The 17601-nt window shown below is 48.0% G+C and carries 19 protein-coding genes; 14 read left to right on the plus strand and 5 right to left on the minus strand.

Annotated elements, in window-relative coordinates; translation table 11 throughout:
• Window positions 1-105: 105 nt before the first annotated feature.
• The 8 genes from IC230_RS21540 (at window position 106) to kdsB (ending at window position 6873) form a co-directional block, all read left to right on the plus strand.
• Window positions 106-891: a nucleotidyltransferase domain-containing protein gene (locus IC230_RS21540; protein WP_191041116.1), complete on the plus strand. Its 786-nt coding sequence runs from the start codon at window positions 106-108 to the stop codon at window positions 889-891.
• Between the two features lie 47 nt (window positions 892-938).
• A complete protein-coding gene (locus IC230_RS21545; RefSeq protein WP_191041117.1) occupies window positions 939-1415 on the plus strand; it encodes a nucleoside deaminase in 477 nt (158 codons plus the stop codon).
• Between the two features lie 158 nt (window positions 1416-1573).
• Complete coding sequence (locus tag IC230_RS21550; RefSeq protein WP_223860754.1) at window positions 1574-2779, plus strand: DegT/DnrJ/EryC1/StrS family aminotransferase; 1206 nt, start codon at window positions 1574-1576, stop codon at window positions 2777-2779.
• A gap of 29 nt (window positions 2780-2808) precedes the next feature.
• On the plus strand, window positions 2809-3912 hold the full coding sequence (locus IC230_RS21555) for an iron-containing alcohol dehydrogenase family protein (RefSeq protein ID WP_191041118.1): 1104 nt from the start codon (window positions 2809-2811) through the stop codon (window positions 3910-3912).
• A gap of 20 nt (window positions 3913-3932) precedes the next feature.
• Window positions 3933-4436 (plus strand): signal peptidase II, encoded by a 504-nt coding sequence (gene lspA / locus IC230_RS21560; RefSeq protein WP_191041119.1) that lies wholly within the window; start codon window positions 3933-3935, stop codon window positions 4434-4436.
• Between the two features lie 13 nt (window positions 4437-4449).
• Window positions 4450-5301: a 3-deoxy-8-phosphooctulonate synthase gene (gene kdsA / locus IC230_RS21565; RefSeq protein ID WP_191041120.1), complete on the plus strand. Its 852-nt coding sequence runs from the start codon at window positions 4450-4452 to the stop codon at window positions 5299-5301.
• 100 nt (window positions 5302-5401) lie between these two features.
• Window positions 5402-6121, plus strand: a complete 720-nt coding sequence (locus IC230_RS21570; RefSeq protein ID WP_191041121.1) for a phosphatase — start codon at window positions 5402-5404, stop codon at window positions 6119-6121.
• Window positions 6118-6873 (plus strand): 3-deoxy-manno-octulosonate cytidylyltransferase, encoded by a 756-nt coding sequence (kdsB, locus tag IC230_RS21575; RefSeq protein ID WP_191041122.1) that lies wholly within the window; start codon window positions 6118-6120, stop codon window positions 6871-6873. The genes IC230_RS21570 and kdsB overlap by 4 nt, the downstream gene beginning before the upstream one ends.
• On the opposite strand, the gene IC230_RS21580 is transcribed toward kdsB, so the two are convergent.
• Window positions 6856-8052, minus strand: coding sequence for a glycosyltransferase family 87 protein (locus IC230_RS21580; protein ID WP_223860755.1), 1197 nt, complete (start codon window positions 8050-8052; stop codon window positions 6856-6858). The genes kdsB and IC230_RS21580 overlap by 18 nt on opposite strands.
• 45 nt (window positions 8053-8097) lie before the next feature.
• Between IC230_RS21580 and IC230_RS21585 the strand changes: the two genes are divergently transcribed.
• Both IC230_RS21585 and IC230_RS21590 read left to right on the plus strand, forming a co-directional pair.
• The gene (locus tag IC230_RS21585) at window positions 8098-8760 is read left to right on the plus strand and encodes a thiamine diphosphokinase (protein WP_191041123.1); all 663 of its coding nucleotides are present in this window, start codon (window positions 8098-8100) and stop codon (window positions 8758-8760) included.
• 133 nt (window positions 8761-8893) lie between these two features.
• Complete coding sequence (locus IC230_RS21590; protein WP_191041124.1) at window positions 8894-9175, plus strand: hypothetical protein; 282 nt, start codon at window positions 8894-8896, stop codon at window positions 9173-9175.
• Between the two features lie 48 nt (window positions 9176-9223).
• Here the strand turns inward: IC230_RS21590 and mtaB are convergent, their stop codons facing one another.
• On the minus strand, window positions 9224-10582 hold the full coding sequence (gene mtaB / locus IC230_RS21595) for a tRNA (N(6)-L-threonylcarbamoyladenosine(37)-C(2))-methylthiotransferase MtaB (protein ID WP_191041125.1): 1359 nt from the start codon (window positions 10580-10582) through the stop codon (window positions 9224-9226).
• A gap of 119 nt (window positions 10583-10701) precedes the next feature.
• On the opposite strand from mtaB, the gene IC230_RS21600 reads away from it, so the two are divergent.
• The 4 genes from IC230_RS21600 (at window position 10702) to IC230_RS21615 (ending at window position 13933) form a co-directional block, all read left to right on the plus strand.
• Window positions 10702-11598: an alpha/beta hydrolase gene (locus IC230_RS21600; RefSeq protein WP_191041126.1), complete on the plus strand. Its 897-nt coding sequence runs from the start codon at window positions 10702-10704 to the stop codon at window positions 11596-11598.
• Window positions 11599-11634: 36 nt separating this feature from the next.
• Window positions 11635-12357: a 16S rRNA (uracil(1498)-N(3))-methyltransferase gene (locus IC230_RS21605; RefSeq protein ID WP_191041127.1), complete on the plus strand. Its 723-nt coding sequence runs from the start codon at window positions 11635-11637 to the stop codon at window positions 12355-12357.
• Window positions 12354-13016 carry a DUF4159 domain-containing protein gene (locus IC230_RS21610; protein ID WP_191041128.1) on the plus strand — a complete coding sequence of 221 codons (663 nt, stop codon included), beginning with the start codon at window positions 12354-12356 and terminating at the stop codon, window positions 13014-13016. Before IC230_RS21605 ends, IC230_RS21610 begins: the two co-directional genes overlap by 4 nt.
• Window positions 13017-13120: 104 nt before the next feature.
• Window positions 13121-13933: an acyl-CoA desaturase gene (locus IC230_RS21615; protein ID WP_191041218.1), complete on the plus strand. Its 813-nt coding sequence runs from the start codon at window positions 13121-13123 to the stop codon at window positions 13931-13933.
• Between the two features lie 88 nt (window positions 13934-14021).
• On the opposite strand, the gene IC230_RS21620 is transcribed toward IC230_RS21615, so the two are convergent.
• The 3 genes from IC230_RS21620 to IC230_RS21630 all read right to left on the minus strand — a co-directional run bounded on the left by IC230_RS21620 (window position 14022) and on the right by IC230_RS21630 (window position 17487).
• Window positions 14022-14549, minus strand: coding sequence for a 5' nucleotidase, NT5C type (locus IC230_RS21620; RefSeq protein WP_191041129.1), 528 nt, complete (start codon window positions 14547-14549; stop codon window positions 14022-14024).
• Window positions 14550-14681: 132 nt separating this feature from the next.
• Window positions 14682-16157 (minus strand): dihydrolipoamide acetyltransferase family protein, encoded by a 1476-nt coding sequence (locus IC230_RS21625; RefSeq protein ID WP_191041130.1) that lies wholly within the window; start codon window positions 16155-16157, stop codon window positions 14682-14684.
• A gap of 64 nt (window positions 16158-16221) precedes the next feature.
• Window positions 16222-17487: a competence/damage-inducible protein A gene (locus tag IC230_RS21630; protein WP_191041131.1), complete on the minus strand. Its 1266-nt coding sequence runs from the start codon at window positions 17485-17487 to the stop codon at window positions 16222-16224.
• Window positions 17488-17601 lie beyond the last annotated feature (114 nt).

Raw genomic sequence — 17601 nt, forward strand, 5'->3', positions numbered from 1 at the left:
ACTGTTCAGGGCTGTTTGGAAAGTTAAGCTTTACATGAACTAATCAGAATTTTGCGCCGTTCTGCGATAATTTACTAATCGCACTGGACTGAGTGCAACGTAGCGATGCAACCTCATTTACAACCGTTTCGGACATTCATTACAAAAGCCATTGAGTCGATTCAGCAGGACCCCGATGCTGTCGGTTTGGCGGCAGGCGGCTCCTGGGCATCAGGCGACGTAGACGCATATTCGGACCTTGACTTGGTGCTGGTGACGAATCAAAAAATAGCACCTGAGCTGGAAAATATGCAGGTATACGCAGCAAAATTAGGGTCTTTGCTGGCGTCTTTTCAGGGCGATCATGTGGGCGAGCCCCGGTTGCTGATTGCGCTTTATGAATCATCACTGCTGCATGTGGATATCAAGTTCTTAACGCCCGGTGAATTTCATGATCGGGTTGAAGATCCGATTGTTCTCTGGGAGCGTGAGGAAATTTTGACGAACATTATTCAGCAATCGACGGCGCAATATCCACCCTTTGACTTCCAATATACCGAAGATCGTTTTTGGATTTGGGCACATTATGCCGCCCTGAAGATTGGTCGCGGGGAATATTTTGAAGCGATTGATTTTCTGGCTTTTGTGCGTAATGCGGTGATCGGGCCGATGCTGCACCTCAAAAATTCGAGTCTACCGCGCGGAGTTCGTCGGGCGGAAACGACGTTTGGCGTAACGGAACTCGCCCGACTTCGAAAGACCGTGGCCATGCCCGACCGCGATGTATTGGTGAGTAGTTTATGGGAGGTCATGTACCTTTACGAATCGTTGCGGGATGCACTGGCTCCGGAAACATTCCAGAAAAACACAGCTGCGCAATTAGCCGTTACACGATACGTGGCTGCTCTTTGAGACTTGACATACGCTTAAAACCAGCGACTTCGTTTCGCTAATACATAATGGCAAACCAGGATGAATATTTTTTGCGCGAGGCTATCCAATTGGCTCGCGAAGGCATGACAACCGGACAGGGTGGGCCATTTGGTTCGGTTGTTGTTCGTAATGGGGAAATCATAGGGCGCGGGTGCAATCAGGTCACGTCAACTAATGACCCAACGGCCCATGCGGAGGTCGTTGCCATTCGTGATGCTTGTCGAAATCTCGGTACGTTTCAACTGGAAGGCTGTACGCTTTATGCTTCCTGCGAGCCTTGCCCCATGTGTTTAGGCGCCATTTACTGGGCGCGACCCAGCCGGATTGTGTACGGAGCGTTTCACTCCGATGCCGCCGGAGCGGGTTTCGACGATCAGTTTATTTATGAAGAATTAGACAAAACGCGCGAACAGCGCCATATTCCGATGCACCAACTCCTGCGTGACGAAGCCGATAAGGTTTTTCAGGAATGGATAGCATTGGAAAAGCGAATTCCATATTGATATAGAGACGCAAGGTATTACATCTCTTGTGCATCCGCCGAAACCATCCGGATATGAAACGCGAGGGGTTGCGTCTCTACAAAAAGCTGTACTTTTGCAAAAAATAGGTTCGCTTGAAAAATCACATTGCCGAAGCGACCTTCTAAACTGATTTTGATATGCCAGGAATGGAATTTTTTGGAGCGGCCGAGCGCAAGGAAATCAACGATGTGCTTGAGACCGGCATCCTGTTTCGGTATAATCACGAAGCACAACGTAACAATATCTACAAAGCTCGCGAGTTCGAAGCTGAGGTCGCTAAAGTTGTTGGTGCCAAATACGCGCATGCTGTGTCGAGCGGATCGACCGCCGTTTTGTGCGCTTTAGCTGCTGCCGGGATCGGCGCGGGCGATGAGGTCATTGTGCCGCCTTTCACGTACATCGCTACAGTCGAAGCCGTACTGATGATTGGTGCTCTACCCGTTTTCGCTGATATTGACGATACGCTTTGTCTGAGCGCTGAAGGCATTCGCAAGGTCATTACGCCCAAAACCAAAGCCATTTGCCTGGTGCATATGTGTGGTCAAATGGCTGACATGGATGCGATTATGACTATTGTGAATGAGCATAATTTAGTCTTGGTGGAAGATGCTGGCCAGGCGATGGGCGCATCGTACAAAGGAACGTCAACAGGATTATGGGGTAAGACCGGCGCATACTCGTTCGATTTTTTCAAGATCGCAACGGCGGGCGAAGGTGGTATCATGGTTACGAATGACGAAACTGCGTATAAACACGCTGATTCGTATTCCGATCATGGGCACGACCACGTTGGCTCAAACCGGGGCATGGAACAACACCCGATTCTAGGCTTCAACTACCGGATCAGTGAACTTCATGCCGCGGTTGGCCTAGTGCAAACACGCCGGGTACCCGAGATTATCAAGAACAACAATGCGCACAAAACTCGGCTGATGTCGGCACTGGCGAACGTACCAGGTCTGTCATTTGCGCGAATTCCGGACGCGGACGGGGATTCCGCTACATTCCTGAATCTGCTACTAGCCGATACGGATTCTGCACAACGTACCGTCGCTGAACTGAACGCTGCGGGCGTGGGCGGGTTCAACTACTGGTTCACGAATATGTATCATTTCATCAACCAGTGGGATCACATCAAGCAAATGCGGACGGCTTCGGCGCTGGCCATACAAAAATTCGGTGTTCCACAGGACTATTCGACTCTCGATATTCCTAATGCACAAGCGACTATCGGTCGATTGATTTCGTTTGGTATTCGGGCGTCATGGTCAACGGAAGAAGTAGATAAACTAGCTTCTAACATCGAAGCGGCTGTTCGGAAAGCCACCCTGGTTGAAGCATAATTTCTCCGCCTTTATGGCTTAACAACAAAATGGTAGCTGCACAGACACAAACCACGCATAAAAACTTCAAGGGGATCGAGAAAACGGTTTTCGGTCGCGGATGCTTCTCTCAACTCGACGAAATTCTAGCCCCAAAACGAGCAGACAACGAAGGATATTTTGTCTTTCTGGTCGATAACTATTTCAAAGGTAAACCCCTCGAAGGTCGCGTTCCAGTTCATCCCGAAGATGTAACGTATTACATCAGCGTTGAAGAACACGAGCCAACCACCGATCAGATCGATCAACTTCGCGACGAAATTCTGGCGAAGAAAGGCCTGCCGTCGGGGATCGTCGGTATTGGTGGCGGCAGTATCATGGATATTGCGAAAGCACTGTCGCTAATGCTGACCAACGAAGGCTCATCGACGCTCTACCAGGGCTTGAACCTGATCAAAAAACCGGGTATTTATCACGTTGGCGTACCTACCATTTCCGGTACTGGAGCCGAAGTTTCGATGACCGCCGTACTGACTGGCCCCGTTAAAAAACTGGGTCTTAAATGTGAATGGACGGTGTTCAATCAGGTTGTTCTTGATCCTGAACTGATTGCCAGTGTACCGCGTAACTGGTGGTTCTATACCGGCATGGATACGTACATTCATTGCATTGAGTCGGAGAATGGCCGGATGAACAACGCGTATTCGCATGCTTACGCTGAGCAGGCCATGAAGCTCTGCCGCGAAGTATACCTGGGCGAAAACTCTGGCCAGACGCCTGAAAATGATGATAAACTGATGGTCGCTTCGCTGATGGGTGGGCTTAGTCTGACGTACTCCGAAGTAGGCGTTTGTCACGCGTTGAGCTACGGTCTGTCGAAGATTCTGGGAACGCGGCACTGTTACGCCAACTGCCTGATCATGAATCATCTGGAGGATTATTATCCGCAGGGTGTAGCTGAGTTCAAAGAAATGGTCGCGTATCACCAGATCGATTTACCGCAAGGTTTATCGAAAGACTGGAGTGACGATATCCTTACACAGATGGCGCACGTATCATACAATCTGCCGCATATGTGGCTACACGCTATTGGCGACAACTGGCAGGAGGTCATCACAATTGATCTGCTAAAAGATCTGTTTCGACGTTTGTAGTAAACTTTTGCCGATAGCTGATGAAGAACCTACTTAGAATTGCCTTCATTATCCTTACCGTATCGGTGAACATCGGATGCGACCAGGTGTCGAAAACTATCGTTAGAGAAAAGATGGGCTATGGCGGAAGCATCCAGCTTTTGAACAGCCATCTGACTATTACAAAGGTCGAAAATACAGGCGCTTTCTTAAGTTTGGGCGATTCATGGCCACCACTGCTTAAAAGTATACTGTTACTTGCTTTGCCCGTACTTGCTATCATTTTAGGATTTGCCTATTTGCTGTTCAAATTCAATACGCCCCGCCTATTTGTCATTGGTGCGTGTTTTATCATTGGTGGCGGCATTGGTAATATTATCGACCGGATGGCATACGGCTCGGTAACTGATTTCCTGCACATCAGTTTCGGTATTCTTCAAACCGGCATCTTCAATATGGCTGATGTATCAGTCATGGTTGGTGCCGGCCTTATTTTGCTTAATTCCTTTCTGAAACCTCAGGGGGATGACAGTCAACTTATTTAAAAACGACAAATCAATGTCTCAAAAAATCGTTCGCGTTGGCGACATCGAATGCGGATCGGATGAGTTATTTCTTATCAGCGGTCCGTGTGTTATTGAAGACGAAAAAATCATGATGACAGTGGCTGAGCAACTCCGTGAAATTCAGGAGCGGGTCGGCATTAAAATCATCTATAAATCATCGTTTCAGAAGGACAACCGCTCCAGCCTGAACTATTACAACGGTCCTGGCCTGGAAAAAGGGATGCAGATTCTGGCGAAAGTAAAAGAGCAATTTGGCTTCCCACTTCTGACCGACGTACACTATCCAGACCAGTGCGCACCCGCTGCAGAAGTCGTCGACGTACTGCAAATTCCGGCCTATCTGTGTATGCAAACGATGCTGGTTACAGCGGCTGCTAAAACAGGTCGAGTCGTGAACATCAAGCACGGGCAGTTTCTGGCGCCGGAAAATATGAAGCATCCGGTCAAGAAAGTCGAAGATTCGGGTAGCGATCAGATCATCCTGACCGAACGGGGATACACTTTTGGCTACAACGACTTAGTGGTTGATCCGCGTAGTTTCTATCACATGGCACGTACCAATTATCCGGTTGTGTTCGACGTAACGCATGCCATTCGTAAGTATGGTATCCCATCCGCCGACGCAAAAGGTGGTGCGCGCGAATACCTGCCGGTTCTGGCCCGTGCGGGCGTAGCAGCGGGTGTGGATGGTTTATTCGTAGAAACGCACACTTGTCCGTCTGAAGCGCTTTGCGATGCCGCCAGTCAACTAGATATTCGCTATCTGGAAGAATTCCTGAAGCCGCTGCTTGAACTGCACGCTGTGGAAGTAAAATACCGGAACACTCTGCCAGAGCTAGCGTAGTGAAAGAGAATGTAAAATGATTGTCGTGATGTCGGGTTTGAGAACCCGACATTTTTTCGCATTAGTAACAGTGTCAGGTTCAAAAACCCGACATCACGAAATGACTGAAATCGAACAAACCTTCACCGCGCTCGGTGGTCAATTTATCACACCCGTTGCTACGTTAACGGAAAAGCTTAAATCCATACGGGCTATTGTGTTCGATTGGGATGGCGTATTTAACGATGGTGTCAAAACCGGCTCGGGCAGTAGTTCGTTCAGTGAAGTGGATTCGATGGGTACGAATCTACTCCGTTTCGGGTTCTGGTTGCATCACAACCAGCAATTGCCCGTTGTCGCCATCGTAACGGGCGTAACGAACGTACTGGCCGACGGACTTGTGCAAAGGGAGCATTTTCATGCTTGCTACTCACAGGCGAAACATAAAGTAGAGGTACTGGCGCATTTTCTGGATGAGCATAAATTGCAGCCGCAGGAAGTCGCATTTTTCTTTGATGATGCGCTCGATTTGTCCGTAGCTGAAATAGCCGGTGTCCGGGTCATGATACGTCGAAATGCCAATCCACTCTTTACCAACTACGTTATCCAAAATGGGCTGGCTGATTACATAACAGGTAACCAGAGCGGCCAGTTTGCTGTACGGGAAGGTTGCGAACTTATATTAGGCCTACTCGGCCAATTTGATACGGTCATGGCTGAACGGTTGCGCTACCGCCCCGTCTACGATCAATATTACCAACAGCGGCAAGCCATCGAACCAACGTACTGGACCGTTGGTGCTGCTGGTCCAGAACCCAAATCACAGATACTTCCCGTATGATCATTGGTATTATTCCTGCCCGTTACGGGTCAACTCGTTTTCCTGGCAAACCGTTAGCGGACATTGGTGGCAAATCCATGATTCAGCGGGTACTGGAACAAGCCAGTCAAGCCAAATTATTAGCGAAAGTCGTAGTCGCAACCGATGACGATCGTATTGCCGAAGCTGTACATCGACTAGGGTATGAAGCCGTCATGACCCGTGTCGATCATCCTAGCGGTACTGATCGTTGCTGGGAGGCTTATAATTTACTAGTAGAGTCAGGTACTCTAGCTGCCGATACGTCGAATTACGTGATCAATATTCAGGGCGATGAGCCTTTTATCGATCCGGCACAGATTGATGAATTAGCTACCATTCTGGATGGAACAGTTGAACTGGCTACGCAAATGGCATCAGTTGATTCAGCGGAGATTCTACATGACCTGAAGGAAGCCAAAATCATCATTAATGCGCAGAACGAAGCACTTTACTTCAGTCGCGCGGCCATTCCCTATTTATGGGGTATAGAACCCGATCAGTGGCACGAACACCACGAATACCATCGCCATGTTGGATTATACGCCTACCGTGCCGACATACTGGAAGCGATTACTCAACTACCCCCATCTCCACTCGAGCAGGCCGAATCGTTAGAGCAATTACGCTGGCTGGAAGCAGGCTATCGGATTAAGTTGATTGAAACAAGCTATCAGACCCCGACCGTCGATAGCCCGGCTGATATTGAGAAAATTTTACGAGATGTGCTGTAACTGGATGCTGGTTGTTTTAGGCTGCATCCAGATTTGATACTGAATCCGAGCCCAAACCAGTAAGCAGGGAACGGCTTTAATATTATAGGGCTGGAAGAAATACTTTTGAACGGCGGGCGGGAAAATGTCGGTGGGCGATAGCGAGGTAAAGACAATGACCAGTGCTAATAAGATCCTGTCCAGAGCCGTCGGCGAATCGAGTGTTACCCACCATAAAGCCACGCCCGTTACGGCCATGACGTAGGTTGGTGATTCGGCCATTTTGTTGAACACGATCATGAACAGGAGAAAGTAAGCGATCATACGCCGTTGGAATAGCCAATCTTTCCAGAGCGTAAACCGCAGGAAAGGCAGCAGAAACAACGTAGCACCAATGGTTTCAATGATTCGATAATTCGCATCGGTTTTAGTCATGCCGAACCAGGCTTCAGCAATCCCCATGACCGATACCTGTAACCCTAATTTACTGTCAACTACAACCCGGAACCACTCCTTGTATTCGGCCATCAGATTATTGAATGGGATCAGCGTTAGGGGGGCAAACGCAAATAAAACGGTCCAGGTAATCATTGCCAGGATGAACTGCGGCTTTTTGGGATAGAAAAGAAAGAAACCAGCGGCCGCTGCACCGTAGAATTTAATGAAGCCGCACAACATAAAGAAGGAAGCCGCCTGCCAGACTCGTTCGTTACGTAAGTGATACAATCCCAGCAATATAGCACCCACGATGAGGTTGTTACTTTGCAGATTTTGTGCCGTAATAAGCGCTTCCAGAATGATAATCAGCAGAGCCTTGCGCCGTTGCTGATCTGCATCTTTTTCGTCGGACAGGTAAAACCAAACGCCCGCCAGTAAGACGAACGTATTGAGTAGATTCCAGAGAATAACGCCAAACCAGACGGGCATATAATAGAAAGGCCCCATCAGCCAGGCAAACGTTGGACTGTATTTGTAGTCGTCGAAGTACAGTTCAGGATGCAGTCCGTAGATGCTCTTGTTCAGAAGCAAGTTGTGAAACGGTTTGGCAAACATCAGGTAGTTGTTGTAGTTGCCAAAACCAAGTAATAAATTCTGAACCGCTGCCAGGCAGAAAAGAAAAATATACAGCCCCATCAGGCGGGGTAAAGTAAAAAATTGAAAAACGCGTTGCAACGTAGTGAGTCGTCTAAAAGCGTACAAAATTAAGCAGGATTGATCGACTTGCCCCTATATCTTTGCCCAACTATGTCATCTCATCATGTTATCCGCGATAAACAGGAGCCTGCACTGCTCATTGCTAATGGAGAAGCCTGTCAACCCGAGCTTCTGGGGCAGTTGCTGGAATGGAGTCCGACGGTCGTCGTGCTGGATAGTGCCATTTGGCGAGTGCTTGAATTAGGTATAAAAGTGGACGTGTTGCTCGGTGATTTCGATCGAAACCTGGACCTTGACGCCATTCGGGCACAGCAATATCCGCTGGACGTTGTGCATACTCCCGACCAGAACAAAACGGATCTCGATAAAGGAATTGAATTCCTGATTGAACGGGGTTTTCCGGCAGTGAACATTGTTTGGGCAACAGGCCGCCGGGCTGATCACAGTCTTACGAACATGACCAACATCGTTCGCTATAAAGACAAGATTCGGATTGTGATGATTGACGACCATTCCAAAATTTTTCCGCTGGTTGGTCGATTCGAGAAATGGTATGAAGCCGGAACACCGATCTCGCTGATTCCGGTTGGAACCGTAACTGGTTTTAGGTCGGAAGGATTAAAATATAACCTGCAGGATGCTACGTTAAAACTGGGTTATTTTACTAGTAGTAGTAATGAAGCAGCCACAGATGGGTTCGTACGTATCGAAGCCCAAACGGGCGATTTACTCATTATGGAATGCTGGGATTAACGTCGGTTTGCGTTAAATAATTTGTTAATTGTAGGAGGGTATCTGAGGAAAAAAGTGACAGCTTAAGTCACTTTTCGGGTGGCGAATTGACGAATAGTACGTCATAGGTAAACGAGTCCGAATCGTTTATGCTATGAGCGAATACACGTTGAACCAACTGACAACTTACCAGTTAGCTGAACTTGCGCTGAAGTCAGCTACGTTTTTAGCCGTTGTTACCCGATCGACAGCTAAAATGGAGCTTTATTACCTCAATGGGCACTTCATTGAGATAAATTACTGCCTAAACACACCCACTAAGCAGTCTGGCCAATGGCGACTTTATTCCGCTAATCACTTTCCCGACGACCCATCCAGTGCTAAGTATCTAACAATCTATCTAAAGCAGATTGAGTTAGTTATTGACCGAATCTAAAGTTGCGCAATAGGGGATTACGATTTTTACTTGACGGGGTTGCCGCAGTTAATGCGTTTCCAGCACTGCTTCGCTTTCTTCTGCCTCCATTAAACCGTTGGCGTTTATAGCCGTCAGGCGCACGGGTAAGGTTTCGTTTATGAGCAGCGGATCATATTGCGCGACAACACGAACATAGTTTTCAGTAAAGCCCTGCATACGTCCGGTCCGACGCTCGGCGTTCTCTACGTCTTCCTCAAAGAGCACTGTAGCTGTTCGGCCAACCTGCGAATCGTAGAAGGCACGACGTTTTTTGTCCGATAAGATGTGCAGCATTTTTGAGCGTTCAGCCCGGGTATGACCCGGCACAGTGGGTTTTATGGCCAAAGCCGTTGTGTTCGGGCGCTCGGAATATGTGAATACGTGTAGATACGAAATCGGCAGTTCGTTCAGGAATTGGTACGTTTCTTTAAACAACTCGCCCGTTTCTCCGGGATGGCCAACTATTACATCGACACCAATGCAGGCGTGGGGCATTAACTCCTTTATTTTCTGAACGCGATCAACATACAGTTCGCGCTTGTAGCGACGGCGCATCAGACCCAGTACGCGATTACTCCCTGATTGCAAAGGCACGTGAAAATGGGGAACAAACCGTTTCGACTGTGCTACGAAAGCGATAATCTCGTCGGTCAGGAGATTAGGTTCGATGCTTGAAATACGGAACCGCTCAATACCCTCGACCTCGTCCAGGGCACGTATCAGATCAAAAAAAGTAGCCTCCCGCTGGTCCGCCAGTCCGGGCCCACTACTCAAACCAAAGTCGCCAATATTTACGCCCGTCAGGACAATCTCTTTTACGCCACGTTCAGCGATTTCCTGAGCGGCTCGCACTACGTTCGCAACGGTATCGGAACGACTCTTTCCGCGCGCTAGTGGAATGGTGCAGTAAGCGCAGGGGTAATCGCAGCCATCCTGCACTTTCAGAAACGTACGGGTACGGTCGTTAAGCGAGTAGGAGGCATGATACTCGATAGCTTCTTCAATGGGTGAGTTGAATACCTGAGCCGGTTGACCAGTCGGTACTTTCTCGAACGTAGCCATAAGCTCATGCAACCGAAATTTTTCGGAAGCTCCCAGAACCGCATCAACACCCGGAATCTCGGCAATCTCTTTCGGCTTCAGCTGCGCGTAACAACCCAGAATCGCTACATAGCCATCGGGGTTAATTTTCTGAGCTTCGCGAACGATTTTTCGACATTTTTTATCGGCATTGTCTGTGACGGAACAAGTATTGATAACAAAGATGTCGGGGTTTTGATTGAACTCCACGCGCTCGTAGCCGTGCTGTTCCATCAGACGGGCGAGGGTTGAGGTTTCGGAGAAGTTTAGCTTGCAGCCAAGCGTATAAAAGGCAACTTTTTTCACAGCACGTAATGTATCCCGCAAAGTTACAAAAAAACGGCGGAGATGAGCGGTCCGACGTTTCGGTCCGTTACGTTAGGTAGAAGGTCGGTAGGTTTAGCTGATTAACCTCTTTATTTGGCATGAAAAACCTTTTGTTGATCTGTCTGATTAGTAGTACGATCACGCTACGTGCTGATGAAATATATGCCCAACAAACACCCGTTAGTGAAACCGTTACGTATGGTCCTGATTCGCAACGGCAAGCGGGTGTACCAAAAGGAGAAGTGACAAAGTACGTCTGGAAAAGTAAGGTGTTCCCGAATACAATTCGTGAGTACTACGTCTATGTACCTGCTCAATATAATGCGCAGAATCCGGCTGCGCTAATGGTCTTTCAGGATGGACATACGTATGTGAAAGAAGACGGAGATTTTCGGGTACCGATTGTGTTCGATAACCTGATTCATCAAAAAGCCATGCCCGTTACAATCGGTTTGTTTATTAATCCTGGTCAGCATGGTGAAGAACTGCCGAAGGAACCATTTCGGGCAGATAATCGCAGTTTCGAATATGACACACTTACCGATCAATACGCTCGTTTACTCCTAGATGAGCTAATTCCGGAAATAAGCAAAAAGTACAACCTATCGAATTCGTCAACGATGCGGGCGGTTTGTGGCCTTTCGTCGGGAGGGATTTGTGCGTTTACGGTAGCCTGGCAAAAACCGGATCAATTTCATAAAGTACTGAGTCACATTGGTAGTTTCACGAATATCAAAGGTGGCTATGTTTATCCGTCGCTGATTCGCAAGGCGCCGAAACGTAATATCAAAGTGTTTCTGCAGGATGGAAGCAGCGATCTTGACAATCAACACGGCAACTGGTGGCTGGCTAATCAGGAAATGGAGGCCGCTCTCAAATATAGCAAATACGATTACAAGTTTGTTGGCGGTACGGGAGGGCATACCGGGAAACATGGCGGCTCTATCTTACCCGAATCGCTACGTTGGTTATGGTCTGATGTTGTTAATAAATAGTGAAGTCAACTCGCTGAATACGTATTTTTGCTCTATATGCATTTATTCTATCAGCCCGGCGTGGATTCGGTGGGGTCAGTTGCTTTTCTAAGAGAAGATGATTCGCGCCATGCTATCAAAACGTTACGTCTGGGAATTGGAGACAAAATAGACGTTACGGACGGGCACGGAAACCGTTATTTAGCCGTTATTACGTCGGCCGATGCCCGGCGTTGTCAGTTTCGGATAATGGACACGCAAACGACGCCCCCGCGCCCGTTTTCTGTCCGAATTTGCGTAGCACCAACCAAAAATCTGGATCGTATTGAATGGTTTGTGGAAAAGGCTGTTGAGGTTGGCATCGAGCGAATTAGTTTCTTTTTCGGGCAACATTCCGAGCGTCGGGTACTCAAACTTGAACGTTTAGAGAAAATAGCAGTGGCAGCCATGAAGCAGTCGCTTCAGTCGTACCTACCCCAATTGGACGAAGCTGTGCCGTTTAGCGAATTAATAAAAACAGTAGATGAGGAGCAACGGTTTATAGCGCACTTGCCCAGCATGGATTTGCCTGATGATAATTCTCCGGTTAACTTAGCAAAAGTGGCGACTCCAACGGGGCAATACGTTGTTTTGATCGGACCAGAAGGTGATTTTGCCGAAAAAGAAATTCAGCAGGCGATTGCGGCTGGTTTTCAGATGGTAACGCTCGGTACGAATCGCTTACGTACCGAAACGGCTGCGCTAACGGCCTGCCAGTTATTAAACTTCCTGAACGTATGAAAAAACTATTGATTGCAGTATTCATTATCCACGCCACAGTATCTCTTGCTCAAGGTCCATACGCGTATAAAATTGCCAAGCTAAAATACAATGGTGGGGGCGACTGGTATGCCAACAAAACCTCCGTGTCCAACCTGATTAAGTTTGCCAACGCTAACCTGCGGATGAACATCTTCCCGGAAGAAGATATTGTAGAGCCAGGTAGTCCGGATATTTTTGGGTATCCGTTTATTCACATGACAGGTCATGGCAACGTAACGTTCAGCGATGCCGAAGTTCAGAATTTACGTCGCTATCTGTTGTCAGGCGGATTTCTGCATATCGACGACAATTATGGTCTGGACAAATTTATCCGGCGTGAGATGAAGAAAGTGTTTCCGGAACTATCGTTTGTAGAGTTACCGTTTACGCACCCGGTCTATCAGCAGAAGTTTAAATTTCCCAATGGTCTACCCAAAGTTCACGAGCATGACGGGAAATCTCCGCAAGGATTTGGACTAATTTATCAGGGACGATTGGTCTGTTTTTACAGCTATGAATGTGATTTAGGAAATGGCTGGGAAGACCAAAGCGTTTACAATGATCCGGAACCTGTGCGGCAGCAGGCGTTGCGTATGGGTGCTAATTTACTTCAGTATGCCACAACGGTAATTAACTAAAGTATTATTTGGGGAAACAGACCTAAATTCACTTTAATTTCGTTAGTTTTGTAGTACTATTCTTAGTCACTGTCGCGTTCACCTTCTTAATTAAAAATACTGTGATTTTTGTCTTGGCTGCGTTTATTGGGCACTGGTATCTGTCTTTGTTCTGCCAAACGTTCTTTTTACACCGTTATTCAGCCCACAAAATGTTCTCGATGAGCAAATTTTGGGAGCGGTTTTTTTATGCCCTAACGTACGTATCGCAAGGTTCATCGTATCTGAGCCCACGGGCATACGCTGTGTTACACCGGATGCACCACGCCTTTAGCGATACAGAAAGAGATCCTCATTCGCCCCATCATACGAAGAACATTTTTACGATGATGTGGAAGACTAAAGATATTTATAATGCTGTACTGCATCGTAAGCAGGCTATTGAAAAGCAGTTCGACCGGAATTATCCAGAATGGAATTTTATCGAAAAAATTGGCGATTCCTGGTTTTCCCGCGCTGGCTGGATGGTGCTTTACAGTGTATTCTACGTCTTTGCGTTCCTCTACCTGGATATGCACTGGGCATTCTTCTTCCTGTTACCCGTTCATTTTGTGATGGGACCGGTACACGGCGCTATCATCAACTGGAGTGGACACAAATATGGTTACTCGAACTTTGATAACCAGGATCAGTCGAAAAATTCGTTGATTTTGGATGTGGTCATGATGGGTGAATTGTTCCAGAACAATCACCACAAACGTCCAAATGCAGCCAACTTTGGTGCCAAGTGGTTCGAATTCGATCCAACGTATCCGGTTATCGGCCTATTGCACAAACTGCATATCGTCCGTTTACGACCGTCGGCTGAAGCGAAGAAGGCTCAGAATGAAGTCGGTCATGATCGGCGCGTTGAAATCAGAGATGAAGTAGACGCTTAGAATACACTATCTCTCACAAAGAAAAAGCCCCGAACGATAAGTTCGGGGCTTTTTCTTTGCAAGTAACCTGGACCGCTGGTCCGGGGGGTTACAGCAAAATTGTCGCTACGTCCTGCCAGGATTTGACGCGTTTAAATTGCTGATCTTCCCGATTGTGCAACGCATCGAAGAGTAACCCTTCTCCCTGGAAAGTGCGCAGGTTACGGGGCAAATCGTCAATCAGATAGGCTGTGCTCAATACGCTCTTGTCGCCCAGGAAAATATAGTTACGCCAGGGAATAGCCGGAAAATGTTCTTGTAACCAATCCCATTTCTCCCGTAATGAATTCGGAAATTCTTGCGCTGCCGAAGCGATAAAAACGTCATACTTTTTCATCAGGTCAGCAATGACGTCCTGAGCACCTTCCATCACGTCAATATCGCGAAAGAAGCCGGGTTCGTGTACTCGCTCCGAAATGGCTTTGTATTCGCGTTCATCAAACAGCTCGTGAAATGATTTTTCTTTTAACTCGTCAAACGTATATCGAGGCATTTCGCCTTCCAGATAGAGTTTGATAAACTTGGCATGGGTGTCGGCCATGACATCATCCATGTCAATTGCAATTCGTTGTTTCATAAGTTGGAACCGGGATTTAGCTGTAGTCTGGACCGCTGGTCCGTGTATAAAAGAACCAGCTCTAATTTAGCCTTCGGCTACTCGGACCAGCGGTCCAGGCTACAGTTAAATTCCGCCAGGCCGCCGGAGCGGTCAGATTTTTAAGGTTGTATCAAATTTTTCTAGATAATCGGCGACGCGCCGTACGAACTGCCCGCCCAGAGAACCATCGACAACGCGGTGATCGTAGGAGTGGGATAGGAACATCAATTGGCGGATACCAATAAAATCGCCCTGCGGTGTTTCAATGACGGCTGGTTTTTTGACGATAGCGCCAAACGCCATAATCGCTACCTGCGGCTGAACAATAATGGGCGTGCCCATCAGATTACCAAACATGCCAATGTTGGAGATGGTATACGTACCGCCCGCCAGATCGTCGGCAGTAAGTTTGTTTTCGCGGGCACGTCTGCTCAGGTCATTCACTTTATTGGTAAGGCCAATAAGATTGTACTGATCCGCATTGTGAATGACCGGCACGATTAAATTCCCACTGGGTAAAGCTACAGCCATCCCAATATTGATCGACTTTTTGACCAGAATTGTATCACCTTCCACCGATATGTTGATCATTGGAAAGTCTTTAATCGCCTTTACGACTGCTTCGATCATAATGGGCGTGAACGTCAGATTTTCGCCGGTTTGTTTCTTGAACTGGTCTTTACTCTGCGTACGCCATTGTGCAACCGGCGTCATATCGGCTTCAACGAACGAGCTGACGTGCGGAGAAATCTGCTTTGATTCTACCATCCGTTGCGCGATCATCTTCCGCATCCGATCCATCTGAATAATATCCGCCTGGCCGTTGACGGACGTGGCAGGGGGCAGAGGGCGTGGGGCAGAGGACAAAGGGTTCGGGGTTTGAGGCACTGAATTTTCTACCTCATGCCGTATGCCCCCTGCCTCCTGCGATTTTCCCTCCGCGCGATCCAGTACGTAAGCAAGAATATCTTTCTTCGTGACGCGATTCTCTGCTCCTGATCCGGAAATTCGGTCGAGTTCTTCACGGGAGACGTTTTCCTCTTTAGCAATATTCAGGACTAGCGGGGAATAGAACCGGTGTTCGGAGACCGGTACATCACTTGCCAAGGACGTAGCGGAGGTCGCCACTGCTTTCTCCGTTGGGGCTGGTCGAGTGCTCATTGCCAGAATGCTGGCTTCCAGTTCGTGAGCGGCCTGGGATGTAGTTGGTTCAGGAACGTCTGCATTGACCGAATCGACCGTAACGTTCGCTACGTCGCCAATACCTTTGGGAGTCTGATCGGCTTCCTCTGCTACGTGTTCAGCAGGCTTGGATGGTTCAGGATTCGTCTCTTTATCGACAGCCGCTTTTGTTTCGATACGGGCAATGGGGGCGCCAACTGCCACTACGTCGCCATCCTTTACCAAAACCTCCCTGAGTACACCACTAACGGGAGCAGGCACTTCAGTATCTACTTTGTCCGTAGCTACCTCCAATACGGACTCGTCAGCTTCAATACGATCGCCGGGCTGCTTAAGCCACGTAATGACCGTACATTCCATTATACTTTCGCCCATTTTGGGCATAACCATGTCAATGAGAGCCATGTTTTTAGTAGTGAAGAGTGAAGAATGAAGAGTGAAGAATAGAGTAATTGATACTCTTCATTTTTCACTCTTCATTCTTCACTAATAAAATCTCTTCCCGCAGCATATTCAGCAAATACGTTGTGGTCAGTTGAATGTTCTGGTCGCGGTATTGGCCGAGCTTGAGTAGGCGCGTCACGGTACGTTGGTCCGTAGCGCAGGCAATCCAGATGGTACCAACGGGTTTGTCAGGTGTGCCACCGTCGGGACCAGCAATGCCGCTGGTGGCAATACCAACGTTTGTTCCCAGTGCTTTACGGACACCCTCTGCCATCTGACGGATGGTTTCTTCACTAACCGCTCCTACTTGTTCCAGCGTTTCGGGCTGAACACCGAGTTGGGCTACTTTAACTGCGTTACTGTAGCTGACAATACTTCCCCAGAAATAAGCTGACGAACCCGGCACCTTGGTAATCTGAGCGGATACGTACCCGCCCGTGCAGCTTTCAGCAATGCCCAGTGTTAGCTTCTTCTCCTTTAATAACTTGCCAACAACGGTTTCAAGTTCATCATCGTCGAAGCCAAATACATTTTTCTCGATCATGGGCATAACAAGCTGAACCTGTTCCGCCAGTTCACGGTCAATCTGGTCGAGGTCAGTTCCCGTATCGGTCAAGCGTAGTCGCACTCCACCAAAACTAGGCAAATAAGCTAGTTTAATGTGCTCAGGCAGAGCATCTTCCCAGGCTTCGATACGTTCCGCCAGAAACGATTCGCCAATGCCGACTGTCCGAATCATTTTATGCTTAATAATCGGCGTCAGAAAGTGCTGAGTCAATTTCGGCAGAATCCGGTTCGTCATCAAATGCTTCATCTCGAACGGAACGCCGGGTAATGATACGTACACCCGACCTTCATACTCGAACCACATACCTGGTGCCGTTCCCCAGTCGTTCTGCATGTAAACAGCGTTGGCAGGTAAATCGGCCTGAGCTCGGTTCAGATCGGTCATTTCGCGACCGCGCTTCTCGAAGAAACTCGTTACTAACGCCAGCGCTGTTTCGTTACGTACCATGCCGACTCCGAAATACGTGCATAACGTTTTCTTGGTGATGTCGTCTTTCGTGGGACCAAGTCCTCCCGTTATGATGATGACGTCAGCCCGCTGGTGCGCTTCGTGCAAAACCTGAAGAATAACGTCGGCCTGATCGCCTACGGATGATTTACGAACGGTACGGATGCCAATATTGGTTAGTTCGGTGCCAATCCACTGCGTATTGGTGTCGGTAATTTGTCCGAACAAAATTTCGTCGCCGATCGTGATTACTTCGGCACGGATGGTATTAATCATGTTGATGGAAAACGGCTTATGAGCAGGGTGGTAAGTCTACTTAGCAGCCTGTAGAAATAATTAGTTATTATTCATTTGACATTACCCGCTCTTTGCTGTCAAAAGTACAAAAAA

The sequence above is a fragment of the Spirosoma validum genome (assembly GCF_014699035.1).
GTDB lineage: Bacteria > Bacteroidota > Bacteroidia > Cytophagales > Spirosomataceae > Spirosoma > Spirosoma validum.

What these genes read in the sequence shown, in the direction of transcription:
- IC230_RS21540 (WP_191041116.1), top strand. Translation starts at nt 106, where the DNA reads ATGCAACCTCATTTACAACCGTTTCGGACATTCATTACAAAAGCCATT.
- IC230_RS21545 (WP_191041117.1), top strand. Translation starts at nt 939, where the DNA reads ATGGCAAACCAGGATGAATATTTTTTGCGCGAGGCTATCCAATTGGCT.
- IC230_RS21550 (WP_223860754.1), top strand. Translation starts at nt 1,574, where the DNA reads ATGCCAGGAATGGAATTTTTTGGAGCGGCCGAGCGCAAGGAAATCAAC.
- IC230_RS21555 (WP_191041118.1), top strand. Translation starts at nt 2,809, where the DNA reads ATGGTAGCTGCACAGACACAAACCACGCATAAAAACTTCAAGGGGATC.
- lspA (WP_191041119.1), top strand. Translation starts at nt 3,933, where the DNA reads ATGAAGAACCTACTTAGAATTGCCTTCATTATCCTTACCGTATCGGTG.
- kdsA (WP_191041120.1), top strand. Translation starts at nt 4,450, where the DNA reads ATGTCTCAAAAAATCGTTCGCGTTGGCGACATCGAATGCGGATCGGAT.
- IC230_RS21570 (WP_191041121.1), top strand. Translation starts at nt 5,402, where the DNA reads ATGACTGAAATCGAACAAACCTTCACCGCGCTCGGTGGTCAATTTATC.
- kdsB (WP_191041122.1), top strand. Translation starts at nt 6,118, where the DNA reads ATGATCATTGGTATTATTCCTGCCCGTTACGGGTCAACTCGTTTTCCT.
- IC230_RS21585 (WP_191041123.1), top strand. Translation starts at nt 8,098, where the DNA reads ATGTCATCTCATCATGTTATCCGCGATAAACAGGAGCCTGCACTGCTC.
- IC230_RS21590 (WP_191041124.1), top strand. Translation starts at nt 8,894, where the DNA reads ATGAGCGAATACACGTTGAACCAACTGACAACTTACCAGTTAGCTGAA.
- IC230_RS21600 (WP_191041126.1), top strand. Translation starts at nt 10,702, where the DNA reads ATGAAAAACCTTTTGTTGATCTGTCTGATTAGTAGTACGATCACGCTA.
- IC230_RS21605 (WP_191041127.1), top strand. Translation starts at nt 11,635, where the DNA reads ATGCATTTATTCTATCAGCCCGGCGTGGATTCGGTGGGGTCAGTTGCT.
- IC230_RS21610 (WP_191041128.1), top strand. Translation starts at nt 12,354, where the DNA reads ATGAAAAAACTATTGATTGCAGTATTCATTATCCACGCCACAGTATCT.
- IC230_RS21620 (WP_191041129.1), bottom strand. Translation starts at nt 14,549, where the DNA reads ATGAAACAACGAATTGCAATTGACATGGATGATGTCATGGCCGACACC.
- IC230_RS21625 (WP_191041130.1), bottom strand. Translation starts at nt 16,157, where the DNA reads ATGGCTCTCATTGACATGGTTATGCCCAAAATGGGCGAAAGTATAATG.
- IC230_RS21630 (WP_191041131.1), bottom strand. Translation starts at nt 17,487, where the DNA reads ATGATTAATACCATCCGTGCCGAAGTAATCACGATCGGCGACGAAATT.